The sequence below is a fragment of the Chryseobacterium sp. 22543 genome, assembly GCF_052044565.1.
Lineage (GTDB): Bacteria > Bacteroidota > Bacteroidia > Flavobacteriales > Weeksellaceae > Chryseobacterium.
Genome location: NZ_JBQENH010000002.1, coordinates 835552 through 852479, shown reverse-complemented (window position 1 = coordinate 852479; position 16928 = coordinate 835552). Strand labels below are relative to the sequence as shown.

10 protein-coding genes and 1 tRNA gene are annotated in these 16928 nt (G+C 36.6%); 2 read left to right on the top strand and 9 right to left on the bottom strand.

Annotation, left to right across the window (positions count from 1 at the left end; translation table 11 throughout):
* Positions 1 to 3: 3 nt before the first annotated feature.
* Both ACTJIP_RS09620 and ACTJIP_RS09615 read right to left on the bottom strand, forming a co-directional pair.
* Entirely contained in the window at positions 4 to 3429 is a 3426-nt protein-coding gene (locus ACTJIP_RS09620) for a hypothetical protein (protein WP_440704493.1), read from the bottom strand.
* A gap of 7 nt (positions 3430 to 3436) precedes the next feature.
* Positions 3437 to 4978, bottom strand: a complete 1542-nt coding sequence (locus tag ACTJIP_RS09615) for a T9SS type A sorting domain-containing protein (protein WP_180565652.1) — start codon at positions 4976 to 4978, stop codon at positions 3437 to 3439.
* A gap of 329 nt (positions 4979 to 5307) precedes the next feature.
* Here ACTJIP_RS09615 and ACTJIP_RS09610 point away from each other — a divergent pair, with 329 nt between their 5' ends.
* A complete protein-coding gene (locus tag ACTJIP_RS09610; RefSeq protein ID WP_180565651.1) occupies positions 5308 to 5688 on the top strand; it encodes a helix-turn-helix domain-containing protein in 381 nt (126 codons plus the stop codon).
* A gap of 77 nt (positions 5689 to 5765) precedes the next feature.
* Here the strand turns inward: ACTJIP_RS09610 and ACTJIP_RS09605 are convergent, their stop codons facing one another.
* Complete coding sequence (locus ACTJIP_RS09605) at positions 5766 to 6563, bottom strand: hypothetical protein (RefSeq protein ID WP_440704492.1); 798 nt, start codon at positions 6561 to 6563, stop codon at positions 5766 to 5768.
* A 37-nt stretch (positions 6564 to 6600) separates the two neighbouring features.
* Positions 6601 to 6861, bottom strand: coding sequence for a DUF4274 domain-containing protein (locus ACTJIP_RS09600; RefSeq protein WP_440704491.1), 261 nt, complete (start codon positions 6859 to 6861; stop codon positions 6601 to 6603).
* A gap of 361 nt (positions 6862 to 7222) precedes the next feature.
* On the opposite strand from ACTJIP_RS09600, the gene ACTJIP_RS09595 reads away from it, so the two are divergent.
* Positions 7223 to 8038 carry an HNH endonuclease signature motif containing protein gene (locus ACTJIP_RS09595; RefSeq protein WP_440704490.1) on the top strand — a complete coding sequence of 272 codons (816 nt, stop codon included), beginning with the start codon at positions 7223 to 7225 and terminating at the stop codon, positions 8036 to 8038.
* A 1165-nt stretch (positions 8039 to 9203) separates the two neighbouring features.
* On the opposite strand, the gene ACTJIP_RS09590 is transcribed toward ACTJIP_RS09595, so the two are convergent.
* The 5 genes from ACTJIP_RS09590 to ACTJIP_RS09570 form a co-directional block, all read right to left on the bottom strand.
* Positions 9204 to 9288, bottom strand: a tRNA-Ser gene (locus ACTJIP_RS09590).
* 217 nt (positions 9289 to 9505) lie between these two features.
* Positions 9506 to 10000 (bottom strand): hypothetical protein, encoded by a 495-nt coding sequence (locus tag ACTJIP_RS09585; protein WP_440704489.1) that lies wholly within the window; start codon positions 9998 to 10000, stop codon positions 9506 to 9508.
* A gap of 347 nt (positions 10001 to 10347) precedes the next feature.
* Positions 10348 to 10866: a hypothetical protein gene (locus ACTJIP_RS09580; RefSeq protein WP_052198566.1), complete on the bottom strand. Its 519-nt coding sequence runs from the start codon at positions 10864 to 10866 to the stop codon at positions 10348 to 10350.
* Positions 10867 to 10890: 24 nt separating this feature from the next.
* Positions 10891 to 15648 (bottom strand): RHS repeat-associated core domain-containing protein, encoded by a 4758-nt coding sequence (locus ACTJIP_RS09575; protein ID WP_440704488.1) that lies wholly within the window; start codon positions 15646 to 15648, stop codon positions 10891 to 10893.
* Positions 15649 to 15666: 18 nt separating this feature from the next.
* Positions 15667 to 16926: a tetratricopeptide repeat protein gene (locus ACTJIP_RS09570; protein WP_077414613.1), complete on the bottom strand. Its 1260-nt coding sequence runs from the start codon at positions 16924 to 16926 to the stop codon at positions 15667 to 15669.
* Between the last annotated feature and the right edge of the window lie 2 nt (positions 16927 to 16928).

Here is a 16928-nt window from a genome sequence, read left to right as displayed (position 1 = left end):
GTTTTACTGCTTATAGTTATACTTGAATTCTTTAACCACCTTAAAACTGTATGTTCCCGCATTATCTCTTTCTCTTACCTGAACCTGTTTCAATCGGTTAGCAGTGTCATATACATAGAGTTCCCTTTTTCCTGAAGGAGGCGTAATGGTAGTTACCCCAACCAGAGGATCATAGGTATATTTGGTTGTCATTCCCACGGGTTGGAAGACATCAAGGGCTGATAAAAGCTCGGCTTCCTTGGTGGGATCAGCGGCATCTTCATTGGACTTGGCTACGATATTAGTAATCAGACCTTCGACCAGGTTGTAAGTGGCTCCTACAATTTTTGCAATTGGTCTGGTTTTGTTATACCCCCAGACAATACTTACTGGTGTCCCGTCTTTTTCTCTGTATTGTAAAATATTTCCGTTCTCATCATACTTTTCATAGGTAACCTCCTTTGAGGAAATGGCAGGATTCAGAGTATCATAAGAATATTCAGACAATGGAAGCACTAAATTTCCGGTAATCGCGTGAGGGAGAGCGGTTGGATAAATCGTTTCTTCACGAGAGGTCACTTTGGTAATATTATCTACCGTTTGTTGTTCCTTTGTTTCCAACGCAATACCCACCATATTTTTATCAATCATCAACTGATTGTTTTTCTCATGGGCATATTGATACGTTTTTTCTGTTGTGGAGAGATCCGGAAATATGGTTTTCTGTCCTGTTATCTGAGTATGTTTAGGATTATTATAGAAATACTGGGTTTCCGTTTTCATCGCATTTCCATTTAAATAATCTGTTGTTTTTTGGGATTTCAGATACTCAAAATGAGAAATATTCTTGTACTGCATAATATCAAGATTATCCAGTTTATCCTCATAGGTAATTAGACCTACAGGCTTACCAAAACAAATATCATTATACGTTTGAGTCGTATTTTGAGCACCTGCTGCCTGACAGTTTTTATAACCATCTACTGCATCATATTTGTGAGAATGACTCGCAGTACAATAGTTGTATGAAATGGTTTTTACTACATCCTCAGCTGTACAAAGTTTTGTCTCATTCTTAGTAACAGGATTATCATAATTTTTTCTGATCGAAAAACCATCTACCTGATATTTTCGGCTGTTGTCTTCTTCATAGTTCATTTCCACAGTACGCACCATATTATTACCCGCATCAAGGTATTGAGTCAAAATTTCTCGCCCGTTATTCCAGCCAAAGTTGGTCCATACAGAATTACGGATATTGTCTCCATGAATTACTTTACCAAAATCATCTGAACTGGTAGAATATTTATGGATAATGTTTGATTTACCTTCTACAATTTCCTGAACCGTTTTATAAAATACATTGGGATGAGTAGCAAACAGCTGATTGATATTAGTAGAAGTTACCATCGTATAAGGAAATCTTTCTACCCCTGTAGGGACTGACCCACTTGGAAGGTTAGGGTTATTTGTACTGCAAGTTCTTGTAAAGAGAAGCTGTTCCTCAAATGCAGGGGTTCTCAATACAACGGCTTCAGTATTTTGTTCGTTTAAATCACGGTAAACAAACTTTCTTGTGGTTGCCACCCCATTTTCTGTAGCATCTACAATTTTGGCAATTCGCAGACCACCAATTGGTCCTTCTTTATCTCCGTAAACAGCCTCTTTAGTGGTATAACTTGCTGATGCGGTAGAACGGGTACAGACAAATAGCGTCCAAAGCTTAAGGGTTAAAGGCTCATCTTTCTGAACATGGGCAAAAAGACCTGCTCCATTATTGGTAGGAAAAGTAACCGAATTACCTGCACTGGTAACAACCCCGGTAGAACTTTTAAAATATAATGGGACAGCCTGACCATTAGACTTTAACAATGAAACAATTGCCCTGTGTTTCCCGGTAACCTGCTCGGCAGGGTCACAAGCATTGTTAAACTGGGCACTTCCTCCCAAAGTAATGTCTTCTGTTCGGAGCGGAGTAAAAGCTACTGTATTTTCAACATGACCATTACCATCATCTGCCGTGGCTTTGATCTGAGTTCCGGTTCTCTCAGATGGACTGAGCATTACATTTTTCTCAATTGCAGTGTGATTTTCATAGAAAAACTCAGTAGACCCCTTAGTAGGATAAATAATCTTTTGAAGTATTCCAATAGCCGTATGCTGTGGACTAACCTGCTGTGCTGATCTGTCGTAAGAACTCCATAGGGCTACTTCAGGAATGGAAGGAACCAGGTTGGTATTGTCGGTCATCCCGTTATAGTAACCCCAGCTATCTCTGCTAAAAGAAAGTCTTTGAGGAAATACATCAGGTAAATTATACTGAAATCCATAGGTCGTGTTTAAAACACTATCCACAACGGAAGTAAGAAATAACCTGTTGTTGGCCGTTAGATTGTAATTAAGGGTAACATCATTGATGATATTGCCATTAACCTTTTTAGTAACTTTTTGCAGTCTTTTATAATCTCCACTTCCTCCCGATTGCAGATAATCAAAAATAATTTCGCCATAGGAAGGATTATTACTATAAATTCGTTTGATCTGTTTTCCAGTAACGGTCTGATTATGACTGATCAGTTCACTGACCTGCGGATAGCGGATAAATGCAGGGTTTCCACAACTAGACGTCATAGGACCTGCGTTAGGTGATGTATAAGATAAAGTTTGGGATTGGCTCATCGTTGCGGTATACCCACCATCCACATTTTCAATAAATACCATTTCTCCACTGGTTACATCCTCAATTTTTGTCAGATACCACGCTGTAGTAGAAATGGATATAAGGGAATGTCCAGCTCCGGCAGTACGATTGGAAGTACTTTCCTTATCTGTAAAATAGTATTTGGTTCCATTATCTACCGTTATGGTAAAAGAATTTCCTCCACTGCTTCCCTCAATGACCACATCTTTTTGGGAATAAACAATTGGGATTCCTTTTTTATCAAATACGAATTTGATCTGCATCCCTCCAAAACTAGCCATATATAAATCCTGTTCTGTATCTATATCATCGAAGGAGGCATCCTGGAAAAACTGCATGGCTACTGTAGTATTAGCGCCCAGATCACCGATGTTGGTCGGAATATTTATATTGGACTGATTGTCTTCATCAGGAAGATCCCTTATTACCCTTGTTACCACACCTCCTGAAATAAGATTCCACCCCAATCCCGTAGAGCCGTTCATATCATCTACTTTAATTCCATTGGAAAAATAATTGAGCCTGATCGGCATATTAATATTTTCGGTATCAAAAGATGTTACAGGTATATCTACATTGGCATTCCCTGTAAATAGGCTTACCGGAAGATTTCCAAAGGCTCCCAATTTATAAGACTCCGCAGATGGAGGAATGATATTGGGAAGCGTGGACTGTTTGCTTCCTGTAGTTTGCGCAAGTGCAGCGCCCATAGACAAGCAAAAAAATAAGCTTGTAATATTTCTTTTCATTGTGTTTTTATTTCTTAATTAATTTCGCGTTCGCCGTTTTATTGCTATCAGTTTTGATCGTTACCACGTATGCACCTTGAACAAGGGCTTGGGTATTAATCTTAGTGACTTTGTTCTTTGTCTTTATACTTTGAAGCTGCCTTCCGCTCATATCATACAGCATAATATCAGCCTCCTTGAATAAGCTTCCAATTTCTACGTAGGCATAATCAGATACAGGGTTGGGATAGATTTTGATGTCGTATTTTTCAATCAATTGCTCTACCTGTTTGTCTCCCAATTTTACGATCTTCCAGTTCTCTTTACCCAGTTCTTCTGCACTGGTTCCAGCCAAAACAATAGATCCGTCTCTGTTCAGCTTCAAATCGGAAAGTCTTTCTTCTTTTTGCCTGGATTCTCCGGTAATGTGTTTCCGCCATTGTTCAGTACCATTTACATCGAGGTAAAGAATCCAAAAAGTATTGTCTTCTTTCTCCGCTCGTCCCTCTGAAGGAGTATAACCACCCAATAAAATTCCTTTTGAAGATTTGTCATCTGCAGAATGAAGAACATTCATGCCCATTAAAATGTCACGATTTCCAAAATTGTAGGATTTTTGCCACTGCTCATCGCCTTTGTCATTTAGAGAAATCAGCCAAAGATCTGTTCCTTCCTCTATTCCCGCAGTTTTATTTCCTGATCTCTCTGACCTGGATTCTCCTCCAATGATGAAACCATCAGCAGTTAAAGCCAATGTTCTGAGGTGATCATCTGCTTTTCCTCCGAAGTTTTTTCCCCATTCCACTTTATTTTCTTTAGAAAGTTTTACCACCCAAAAATCTCCTTCTCCATAATTTTCGGTTTTCTTTATACCTCCGGTATCACTTCGTGAGTATATTCCGAGTAATGCACCACCGTCACGGGTTGGAATCATTTTTTCGACTTCATCTAAACCCTTTCCACCTAAAACAAGCTGGGATAATTCTTTTCCGTCTTTATCCAATCGAGTAATCAAGACATCTTTAGAACCATAGCCTTTTGCAGCGTTTTGCACATTACCTGCAACAAAGAATCCTAAATCGGTAGTTTGAATGACTGCTCTGGCTTCTTCATCGGAAGAACTTCCCAACGTTTTCTGCCACAGTTCATCTCCGAATTCATTGATTCTGATCAGCCAGATGTCTGATCCTCCTTTAGATTCCTCCTTTTTATCAAGACCCTTTCCGGAGAATGTGGTTCCAGAAATTAAAAATCCACCATCCTGTGTGGTAACAGCAGCAGAGAGATAATCATGATTCTGCCCGGAAAAATATTTTTCCCAGACTTCTTCTCCCTGTTGATTTAGTTTGATAAGGTGAAAATCATAACCGTTGTTCTGCTTGCTCGCTTGTTGTACTTTGTCACTCTGGATAGAGCTTCCCGTGATCAGATACTGCTGATCCATTGTAGTGGTAACCTGGCTTAGAAAATCCTGGGTAGAGGATTTGATGTCTTTCTGCCAGAGGACCTGTTGTCCCTGTAAAGAAATTGCAGTATACAATAAGAGTATACTGTAAAAGTTTTTTTTCATAGTTCTTAGTTTTTTTTGGCTCCGCCAAATTTAGTTTAGTTTCTTCTGTAGAGATATGTGGTTTTCCCTATTTTAACGACCCGTGATTTCCCTGATAGATGAAAAACTAAATCCTTCTGTTTTTAAGCCAATTGGTTAATAAGCCAAAGATAATTTGGGTCAGCGACAATACATGTCGTATTATATTTCATTTAAAATATTTAGGCAAGATAGCGTGATGGATTTTCAGCAACAATGCTTATGGTTATAAATTTAATAACTGCTGGTTATGAATTTGTATAGTTTTTCTATATTAAAATTCATTAAATTTGTCTGATTAAATATATATTATGGTTTCTCTCGGCACTAAATTAACCAGGCTACGTAAAAAGAAAGGATATACGCAACAGGAGGTTGCTGATTTATTGAATATTTCACAACCGGCATATCATAAATGGGAAACACATTTGGCAAAACCCGCTGTTGAAAACCTATTAAAGATTTCTGAAGTTTATGAAATCGACTTAAATGATCTTCTGGAGGAAGTTCCTACCTTTAATATAACAAATAATGATTGCAGTATTCAAAATATTGGTAATCCACATTCCAATTTTTATGCAGAATCACCTGAGCTCATAAATGGAATTTTAAAGAATCAGGACGCAATTACTAATCTTCTTAGTGTTCAAAATAAACTTATTGAAACTCTCATCGATAAAATTAAAAAATAAGAGTAAATATTCTCGTTAATTTTTTGTCATGTTTTTTACTCTTCAATGGGGATGCAAATATATACGATATTTCAAAATTAGCCCTGCATGTTTTGAATTGAAAAAGAATGTATTATCTCAGGGATGATCTCTTTATTAAAATTATCCAGGGTATCGGTAATAATAAACAGTGAAAATAGAATGCCATCGACTTCCACTAAAAGTATTTTCAGATATTGGAGATTTTCAATAGTTACCACTTTAACCTGCATTACCTTGGTTGATACAAACCACACATTATCATGTTTGATTCGTCTAAATTTGATAAAATCATTCTCAACCGCTATGATATCAACAAATGCCTCAAGATAGACCAGCTCATTTCTTAGGATGGTAGCAACATTGGTTACATTGTCTGTTAATTGTAAGGGTTTACTATTATAAATGTTCAATGCTATGATGAAATCATCATTTTCAACAATAAGCTGGGGTTTTACCAATACCTTTTTTAGGGCTTTGTCAGAGGTATCAAAGCGTTTCCTTAAGTTCTCAGAAAATTTCCATGCCGTAAAAAAGTCATCGTATCTTTCATGATCAACACGCACAAATCCGGTAGGAATTTGAAATAATATTTCATTATGGACTGTTTTTAGAAGCAGTTTTTCATCTTCATTTGTAATAGTTAGATTTCCTTGGTAGAATTTTAAATTTCTTTGATGAAATGTTTCAGTGAAAGAAGGTTCTATTCTTTTACCATTAGGATTTGAAAATAAGGTATCTACAGATTGATACTGATTAATAAATTCCTGCCGATCAAAATGTAAAGAATCCTGATCCTGATCAGGATGATAATAAAATAGCTCCTGTGAATAAAAGTTCTTCTCAAAATTTTTCAAAATGGAGGTAATAAGATCTGTGTCTTCACAATTGTTTTTATCCTTTATAAAAACCATCTATATCTGAGCGAAAGAAAATCATTCTTGCCGTAGAAATATCACATTGGCGATGATTAATAATATGCTTTAGCAGGTCATTGCCATTATCGTAATTATGATTTTGGGCGATATAATGTAACTCTATCGTCTCCTGTATCGTATTAAAAGTTTTTATATCTAGCTCTCTTCCTTCAAAGGAATAGTTTAAAAAATGATGAGCCAAGAAAGCAGCTCTCTTTTCTGATACTTTGAACTTCATGGTTTATGTTTTATTAAAATTTTAATAGATATATATCATCTATATTCTTACCCTTAAAATATGCAACTAAATAAATTAGTATTTTTAAATATATGAAAAAGAAAAATACTGAATACAGAAAAAGGCTTGACGACAGAGATTTAATGTAACTCTATCGTCTCCTGTATCGTATTAAAAGTTTTTATATCTAGCTCTCTTCCTTCAAAGGAATAGTTTAAAAAATGATGAGCCAAGAAAGCAGCTCTCTTTTCTGATACTTTGAACTTCATGGTTTATGTTTTATTAAAATTTTAATAGATATATATCATCTATATTCTTACCCTTAAAATATGCAACTAAATAAATTAGTATTTTTAAATATATGAAAAAGAAAAATACTGAATACAGAAAAAGGCTTGACGACAGAGATTTCAGGCTGCTTTGGGCTTTGTCAGGCGGTTTTTGTGCATACTGTAAGAAACCATTTATAGATATGGAGACTCTTGAATGTACCGTTCATCAGGCCCATATAATTTCCCGACATGACACCAATGTACCAAGTTACAGGGAGATTCCCATTAAAGAAAAAGATAAATATGAAAATCTCTTTCTTTTGCATCCCACGTGTCATGAAAAAACAAAATACTTCTCATTAGAAGAACTGCAGACTATTAAGACAAATCATGAAAAGCATGTGAGAGACACTTTAAATGGTGTTTATAATCCTTATCCTATAGGTAATGGTAAGTTTGCTACGTATCCACATGTAGTTTATTATCCGAAAGAAAAGGCGTTTAATCCTTTCAATGCCTATGCAGCTTTGTTTAGTATTGCTATTTTTAACATCCTTCTGGTTTTCTTCTTCATATATATTATGAAAGCAAAGTGGGAGATCGATTCAGTGTTTCTGATGAGTTTATTACTTATTATGAGTGTCATGTACATAATAAAAGTTATTAGGGATCTAAAAAGAAGACCTGCAACCATTATTCATGAAGCAAAGTGTATTTTTTCAGGATGCAATGGAAAGGTAAACATTATACGCCCTTATCCAATTTACGACAGCATAAGTAAAAGGAATATTCCTGAGCCTGGGATTGGAATGTGCAGTTTTGACCATACCCATACTTTCACCGTTCCAAGAGATCTGTCCTTATCCAATAGAGGAGATTATCATCAGTTTAAAATATATCCGTAATGTCTTAAAATTATAAGGACTTTTGCTCATCCTATTACTGTAAATATTAGGGATCAATATAAATATTACAATTTGGCGAATCTGGAAATTTTGCTAAGGTCTATATCATATCTGTTAAAAGCCTTGTACATATTGTTATACTTAACAAAGTTATGGCTTATCGCAACTTCTTTCAATGTCTTTGAAGTAAAAAGAACATCTCCAAGAGCACCAATCATCTTTATTTTTAGATAATGGCTATAAAAGCTGTTCCCCCAGTACTTCTTAGAATCACTGTGAATCCTATGGATACTAAGTTCCTTCCCTTTGATCCAATCCTGGAGCTGAGGATGTTTAACAGAATCATATTCTTCTAATAACTCCGAAAGATATGCATAACGGCCCCCGGCGAGTTCTCAATCATATCCCTTGGGATGGAACACTCGGATAGACATATAAACACCCTTTCTAAGTTATCTTTCCATATAATACCGCTTACACAACAGAAATTGGGGAGTATAGTGAAATGGATATGGAAAGGTAGTGGAGAATTTTCTGTCATTGTTTTTTGCTCGGGTAGATATTCCATAATCTTAGAAACAGAGCTGTCGTCTTTATTAATACTGGAGGCAAAATAGAGGTTTCCCTGCAAAATACGTTTATAAAACCGGGAATCTTTAGAAAGCCATCCAAAATTAGAGAAACAGCCCGTATATAACTGTGTTATATAGGCAACTTTTCTAGATAAATATTCTGTATCGCATTAACATTCATATAAGCCTCCTTTTCGATATAAAATGGCCATTGATAATTGATAAGTTCACAAGTCCCGATAAACATGATTTATTATATTAATTTAAAGATTTTTTAATCAATTAAAGAAATAACTAAAAAAGTGGTCATTCCCTCGTCAAATAAATGTCAAACTAAAAGCTCTTCAAATCAAGACGTTTAGACTCGCAACACGTTCATCACAAATTAATTAAAAGTGTTTTATGGCATTTTGTATTCTGTTTTTGTGGCAATTTTTCATGTATTTAAAAATTGCCACATAATTGCCACAAACTTTTGGAGTATTTTTGGAAATTACAGCATTTGCCATAAACAAAAAAATCCTGCAAATCATTGATTTTGCAGGATTTATCTATTTTTGATGCTTTTTGAAAACTTCCGTTTTCGCATCTTGCGGAGAGTGAGGGATTCGAACCCCCGGACCTGTTACAGTCAACAGTTTTCAAGACTGCCGCAATCGACCACTCTGCCAACTCTCCTTTAACTCCGGTTGTACCGTTGTTTTCAGTGGTGCAAATATAGAAACTTTTTTATTACTGACAAAATCTTTTTTCAATAAAATTCGTATTTCTACAACTTTGGAGAAAAATCTATTTTCTCAGGCTTGAAAAATGAGAATATTAAGAACTCATCATCAGCTATTTACCCCTTAAACAGGGAGTGTCCAGTCTTCTATATTATTTTTAACAACTATTTTTATCCGTAGTAATATTCGGTGGTGACATCTCCGCTAAAAGCCGGATGCAGGTCCTGTTTGTGCATATTCAGTTCGAATAATCTTTCGCCATTTTTATTTCCTCCCCGTATTTTTAACGAATACCATCCGTTTTCTAAAGATAAAGTAATACTGTTTTCCTCATTAATAGAAGTAACGTCTTTTAAATAACCGATACCAACAACTTTTATTTCATTATTAGCGGTCTGAAATATCCAGCCTCGTGACTCCACCTCTACCTCATCATCATTCAAAATCCTTTCGTCATTTACTGAAACCCGAAATGCATAATGGTCTTCTTCTACCCCTATGATGGGGATTGCGATTCCTGATTTGGTTATTTCATCTCCATGTTCGTTTTCTACGAAGTATTTTAAAATATTAGTACCCGAAAGATGATTATCCTGTAGATATTTTGCTAAAAGTTGCGGACTGAATACCACGAAACCTTTAAGTTCTGAGAATATTTTCTTCATATATATATTTGGATTGGATTTGGATTAAGTTTTATCTGTTGATCATAGTGTAAACATGTTCAGATTTTTTTTATTATTTTGATCAGTTCAGTTCAGCCCGTGAAAATAAATCCTTGATTAAGGTTTCATCTTCGCATGCATTTTTAAAGTTTAAAATAAATTCTTTCAACTTTTCTATATCGGAAGGGTAAGACTCAATATTTTTTTTGAGTAAATAACCGTTGATATAATTTTTTATTCGTAAAATTTGGCTTCAAATTTATTAGATTTTTCATCCTATTTTTCTGTTACTCAATAACATCTTTTAGCCAATTGTATATCAACCGATAGTATTTCATCAAATTTAGTTATTCAGTAATTTTAATTGGTTTATCTTTTCTTTTGAAATCAAACCAAAATATTTTACTTTGCCCCATACTTTTTAAATAAAAAATATCCTTGTAAAAAGTTCCCGCACCAGAGTAAACCCCTTTCTCATAATCAGCATCTTTCTTTAGCATATTAAGCAGTGCATTAAAAAATGATTTAATATTTTTTTCAGGAGTCTTGCTTATCATTCTTAATGCTGTCTGTTCAATATTATCTCCATCTTCTCTACCTCCGGTTCCCTCTATTGTATAACCATATATTTCATCACTATAGAAACTTATTTTCTGTGAAACATCAATTAACTTTGTGGATAGAAAAAAACAACTATAACTTTCATTAATCTCAATTTCTTTAACATTATTTTCTAACAAAGTATGCCATACTTTTCCTGAATCTCTATATTCAATATATATATAAACTTCATACTTATCTAAAAGAGGTTTAGCATACTCTATTACATTATCAATTGTATTTAAAATACTTATTTTACTTGCCATTTAATCTCTATTTACTATTTTAAATTATCTATACGCAGATGCTTTACCATATCCTTCAAAAGTAACATCATGGCCAGCATTTCTAACATCTTCCAAAGCTAGCCTTTCTCTTATTACTCCTGTTTTTCCATCTTCTAATGTTCGTCCAACATTTATGTGGTATATATCTCCATCAGCATTTTTAAATGATGCATCCATTCTTCTCACATCTTTATGCCCTCCTAGGTCTTCTAATATTATTTCTGTTTTAGAACCTCCACCAATATGCTCTACTCCAGGTTTAGCTGTTTCTCTTGCTATGATTTCATCAATTTTAGCATTATGATCACCAGTTCCTTTACTCTTCGGGCCTGGTTTTTGATAAGGCGTACCATCTTTTTTAGTTTTTCCAGCCCATCTTTGCCCAGCTAATCCAAATATATCTAAATAGTTGTTAGAATCATGAACATATGCATAAATATTATAACCTCCATCGATATCTATCGGATCTTTACTAATATATAGACCACTGTTTACATCATAATATCTTAACCTATTATAGCAAAGATCAATTTCAACATCATAATACTGTCCCTGATAACGGAAAGGCACAAAATTTCCAATACCAATTTCAACTTTTATATCTCCATAAATGTTGAGTTCTCTCTCCCAAATCTTTTCTCCTTTTTCAGTGTAAACCTGTATTGGCGTTCCTAAATAATCATTAACAATCGTGTAACATTCATTATCTATTATTTTCGCACTTGGTACATGACTTCCTCTTTCATACACCCAGGTCACCACATTCTCCACAGGTTCTTTTCCCACAATGATATTTCCGTCATCATCTACAACCGTTACAGAAACTTCTTCAGCATCATAGCTCCATTCATGCAGAAGAACATTACCATCCCAAATATAACGAGTTATTTTCTTTAGGCCAATTTTTGAGGTTCTTCTTCCGAGGGCATCATACTCAAAGCTTACCTCTTTGCCGTCGGGGCGTTTTACTTTAGCCAGCATCCCGTTAGCATTCCAGGAATACGCCCAGTCTCCGGAAAACCATTCCGGGTTTTGTATTTCTGTTGGAGAGTATTCGGTTACATCGGGTAAATCAGCTCCATCCGGCAGTTTCGGGCTGTTCAGCCAATCTGAAGCAATGGTTTTATAATAAGGATGTGCATTCTCCTGTTCTTCTTTATGCTCCGGTTTGGCATCATTGATAGGCCGTTTACTTTTTAACAATAAATTTCCTTCTTCATCGTAATGGTAAAACCAGTTTTTATCGCGCATCAGCTTTCCTCCTTCGTCGTAGACGCGGTCAGTCTGCCGGGCACTTTCATATAAACATCCCGTAGCATCCGGATTTTTGTACTGTACTTCTCCGTTCGAATATTCTGCAGCAACAAGACTTCCGAAAGCATCGTAATCAAATCTTGTTCTTCCTCCCGTCACCCTGTCCAGCGTATGCAGCAATCGGCTTCCGGCTCCCCAGTCATAATCTTTATGGAAGGTAGTATTGGTTTTATTCACTGTTACTTTCTGACTTACCGGCATTCCGATATGATCAAATTCAAAAGTGCTTTCTACCCCGCCGGTCATTTCACGGGAATGCATCTGTCCGTTCCGGCTGATCTCAAGATTCATCTGCCAGGGTGCATGCACTTCCGGAATAGTGGCAGTTACCGTTTTAAGCTGTCCCAGATCATTATAAGAATAGTCTACTTCGGCTCCTAAGCTACTTTTCAAACCGATCAGATTTGCCTGAGTGTCATATTCATATTGAATGGTGTACGCACCCTGTTTTTCACTGGTGATCTGTCCTAATTTATTTCTCTGAAAAGCTACACTGCTGTTTTCATTATCTGCTTTAACCAATAATCCTGAGGAGTCATACTGATAGGCTTCCCAGGTTCCGTCGGGATAATGGATCTGTGTTAATCTTCCGCCCAGATCATATTCATAAAAAATATCTTTCCCGTGGGGAGTTCTGGTTTGGGTGACCATTCCGTCTTTATCTCTTACAAAGAACTTTTTCTGGCCGTCAAAACCTGTCTCCCCGGTGACTTCGTCATTATAGTTTCTTTCAAACTGGTAAACTTCTCCTTTTTCATTGGTAATTCTCATCAGATTTTCATAAGCATCATATCCGAAAACCAACGTTTCTTCTTTTTTATGAGAAAGAGCATCCCTGCGGACCTGACGTTTAAGCCTTCCCATTGGCGTATAGCTCATCAGCCATTCTGCGCGCCCATCGGTAGCATACACCGGAAGATCATAGGCGTCGTAACGAAGTTTTAGTGGCAACTGCCCCTGTTCATTCACTTCTACAACCCTTCCCATTTTATCTCTGTTCCAAAGGACTCTGTTTAGAGGTTTGGGGCTGAAAACCAATAATCTTCCATATTCATCATACCTCCAATATTGCTCAGCTCCTATTGTATTGGTTAGCTGAATAAGCTGACCTCTCTTATTATATTCGTAAGATGTTGTAATATGTTCTTTTATGCTTTTTTCGGGAAGTCTGCCACCGTCTGCATATTCATAATATACACTTTCTTCGGCAGGATCGGTATAGCTTATCAGTTTTCCCTCATCATCATAGATCCATGTTTCCGAAGCTCCCGAAGGGGAGAAACGGGCAATTACCTGTCCGAATTCATTGTACTGATAATGGTATTCTTCTCCATCCGGAGTATGGAAAATTTTAATATTTCCCATTTCATCATAGGTATACCCCTGAACACGTCCTTCAGGCGTTCCTATCATCTTTAGTTCGTTGTGCGCTGTAAAATCGTACCATGTTTCTCCACCCTCTCCATCTACTTTTTTGTAAACCAGAAAGTTTTCATCGTAATGATATTCCTCTGTTTTATTGTTTTGCTTTGGATAGATAACTTCTGTAAAGCCTTCCTCATCATGGTAATGAAGTTTTCCTTCCATATATCCATCCGTACCTTTGGTATGAACTACTCTTCCGTTTTTGTCATATTCCCACTGATAGCTCATTCCGTTCCGGTTAGTTCTTCTCACAACATGGTTTTCTCCATCATAGTCAAATACAATAGCCTTTTTATGAATATCCCAAACATGGGTAAGATTGCCTCTTTCATCATAATCATAGCGAACTTGTAAATCTCTTTGTTTTTTATAACAGTAATATACTTCTGTTACTTTTTTATACTCAGGATTGATAACAGTTTCTATGCTGAATCCACTCTTTACATCTTTTATGCTTTTCAGGATAATATTGCGGTCTTCATACTCATATTCTCTGATCGTACCATCTCCATATTCAATACGAATTACCTTATAAATTGGTCCTTCCGTAACATGATAAAAGCGTCTATAAGTATAAATATCAGTTCCTTTACGAATAACCCAAACACTGCTGCTTGGTCTGTACTGCCATATTTTCTGATCTCTGAAATAGGTCATCTCTTCACCAATTTCAGGTGCGGGAATCAACATTGCAATATTTTCATCAGGATGCATCCAACCGGCAAACTTATTGTCTTCTTCAGGAAGAATAAACAGGTCATGATTATTAAAGACACCGTTTCCTAAAGGACCAAAATCGTAAGGCCGGTCGCTGTGCCAGATATTTCTCCAAGTTAAAGGTGTACTGCCCTGAATAATAAAATCTTCCCATTCGAAAACCATGGCACCGGTTGCAAAATTCACAGGTTCAAGGCCGTAATGACATAATTTTTTGGATAAGGCATTGGCCAATTTAAATTTATTGAAAGGCGCTTTTTTAAGAACACTGTTATTGAGTTTTTTTAATCCATTGGCTCCCAGTTTTCCTATTTTCTTAGTCAGGCTTCTCATCAAAAACATCCCCGCAAGACGCATCAGCATTTCTCCGGGGGTATACACATGCGGAACAAAAGCTCCACCCACCAACACAGGACCTCCTGTATTGATCTGAATATACATACTTGAAAAATTATTATAGAAGGCGAAATAAGCCAGTGGATTTTTCTTTGGTTTGTCCGGCATGGCGGGCAGCATAGTCATCCCAAAAGGAAATCCCATACAGGTAAGCACCTGTTGCGGTTGATTTCCACTCATTTTACTTCCTTGCGCCAGAACGGTCTGTGAACCATAATAAACTTCCCCTTCATGTGGAGCTTCCTGAGGAAAAGGAATTAAATATACAGGAATTAATGATGTGATATGTCTGAATGGAATCACCACTCCCATTACACTTGTTGTAGTGGTTGCCTTATGTCTTCCGTGAACATAAATAGAGCCTCCCATCGGAATACTTTCCGGCAACGAGGGCATCAGATTTCTTGCGAACTGTGGAATCGGAATGGTGATGGTGATGTAATCCATGATGTCAAACACAATTCCGATAAAAGGATGTGGCAACGGCAGAGGAATCAGCATAAATGATGGCGGTGGTGGAATCAATGTCCAGTGGATATCAATTGCCAGCACAATATCAAAATGCTTACTCGTATGCTGAATCGCAGTGGAAGGCATTGCCGGTGTATTGACTTTAATTAGCTTCACCTTGCTTTCCGGAGCAGCTTTTTCAGCTGTTACAGCACTGTCTCCACCGCCTCCGCCACTACTTTTTTGTGGCAGACCACCGTCTCCTCCGGCTAAGGATTTAACCATAGAAACAGGATTCAGGGAGTCAACATTATTTTTCATCCCATTCTTCCATCCCTGCTTGGTTTTGTCCCAGCTAACCGAAGTAACGTCTGCGTTCACCTTCAGGGAGCGTTCCGGGTTCATATCCGGTTTTGCAACTTTGATCGGTTTTACTGTCTTTTTATTCAGATCTGCCATGATTGTTTTAATTTGAGATTACCCTGCTTTTGGTTTTTCTACACTCACTCTCCATTCATCACCAAAATAAGTCTTCATTTCATTGTCCAGTATTGTTTTTTTATCACGATCTCCTTCGTATTTGAGAATCAGCATTGAGGCTACAAACCGCAGGCTGCTTTGGTCCCGTACTGAAGGCTCCATTAATTTTGCTATGTCGAGGCATTTTTCAAAATACCTTATCATTTTATCTTTTGTCAGCACAGTATCATTCAATGTTGCAATGATTCTGTAACATTCAATAGCCATCGCATATTCTCCTATCTTTTGTGCTGTTTCTGCAGCTTTTTCAAATATTTTTTCAGCCTTGGATTTTTTGGAATTTCCTAACAGATGGCTTCCATAATTCATATACATCTGAACTTCCAAAGGCGAGTCGGGCTCTACTTCTTCAAATATTGTCCTGTACGTATCTTCTGCTCTATCTTTTTTCTTGTCTGCTGTATATGACTGGGTAAGCATAAAATAGGCAGAAATCTCTCCCTGTTTATTTTTCTGTTCTTTAGCCAGCTTCACTGCTGTTTTTAAGGCATGCTCCGCTTCTTTGAATCTTTCTTTACTTAAATGATTGCTCGCTATAAGAATCTGCTGCTGAAAATCTGTATCCGGACTGTTTTTTTTCCTGTTTGTATGAGCTGCTGTATTCTGCATTAACTGATGAATATCCACTTCTACCCTGAAACTGTGCGCTGAAGGAATCTGCGATAGTGTTCTATAGGTATGATGTTCTGCCCAAACCAGTTTAATATCTTTATTTTCTGATATCTCACATATCTTACACCATTCTTTCACCCACAGGGACAATTCTTCTGTATCACTGATCCTGAGTGGGGCAATATATAGGTAGATTTTGGAATCCTTAATATTCGGGAAGTTTTTCTTTAATTCCAGTAAAGGATAAAATGCCTTATAAGCATCAGTTTTAAAAGTTTTTCCCGGATCTTTGAAGTCCCATTGCGGAATATTTTCTTCACTTTTTTTCAGCATTTCGTAGAATTCGGTCCATTCATCCAGTAAAGTCTGTCCAAAGGATTTCATTCCGTTAAATTCCTGATAATGGAGTAAAAAAATATCATCCCCTTCTTCATCTTCGGAAAGTTTTGACTTGATAAATCCGTCAAAAAGATCGGTTTCATGTTTTTCTCCTATACAGATCAGCATAGGTTTTTCTTCGTTCTTTAAAACGACTTTCTGCCATTGTCTTTTTAATTTTACCAACTCCAAATCTACTGGATTCATCT

Excerpts from the sequence above, each read along its gene's own strand:
- ACTJIP_RS09620 (WP_440704493.1), bottom strand. The coding sequence starts at position 3,429 with ATGAAAAGAAATATTACAAGCTTATTTTTTTGCTTGTCTATGGGCGCT.
- ACTJIP_RS09615 (WP_180565652.1), bottom strand. The coding sequence starts at position 4,978 with ATGAAAAAAAACTTTTACAGTATACTCTTATTGTATACTGCAATTTCT.
- ACTJIP_RS09610 (WP_180565651.1), top strand. The coding sequence starts at position 5,308 with ATGGTTTCTCTCGGCACTAAATTAACCAGGCTACGTAAAAAGAAAGGA.
- ACTJIP_RS09600 (WP_440704491.1), bottom strand. The coding sequence starts at position 6,861 with ATGAAGTTCAAAGTATCAGAAAAGAGAGCTGCTTTCTTGGCTCATCAT.
- ACTJIP_RS09595 (WP_440704490.1), top strand. The coding sequence starts at position 7,223 with ATGAAAAAGAAAAATACTGAATACAGAAAAAGGCTTGACGACAGAGAT.
- ACTJIP_RS09585 (WP_440704489.1), bottom strand. The coding sequence starts at position 10,000 with ATGAAGAAAATATTCTCAGAACTTAAAGGTTTCGTGGTATTCAGTCCG.
- ACTJIP_RS09580 (WP_052198566.1), bottom strand. The coding sequence starts at position 10,866 with ATGGCAAGTAAAATAAGTATTTTAAATACAATTGATAATGTAATAGAG.
- ACTJIP_RS09575 (WP_440704488.1), bottom strand. The coding sequence starts at position 15,648 with ATGGCAGATCTGAATAAAAAGACAGTAAAACCGATCAAAGTTGCAAAA.
- ACTJIP_RS09570 (WP_077414613.1), bottom strand. The coding sequence starts at position 16,926 with ATGAATCCAGTAGATTTGGAGTTGGTAAAATTAAAAAGACAATGGCAG.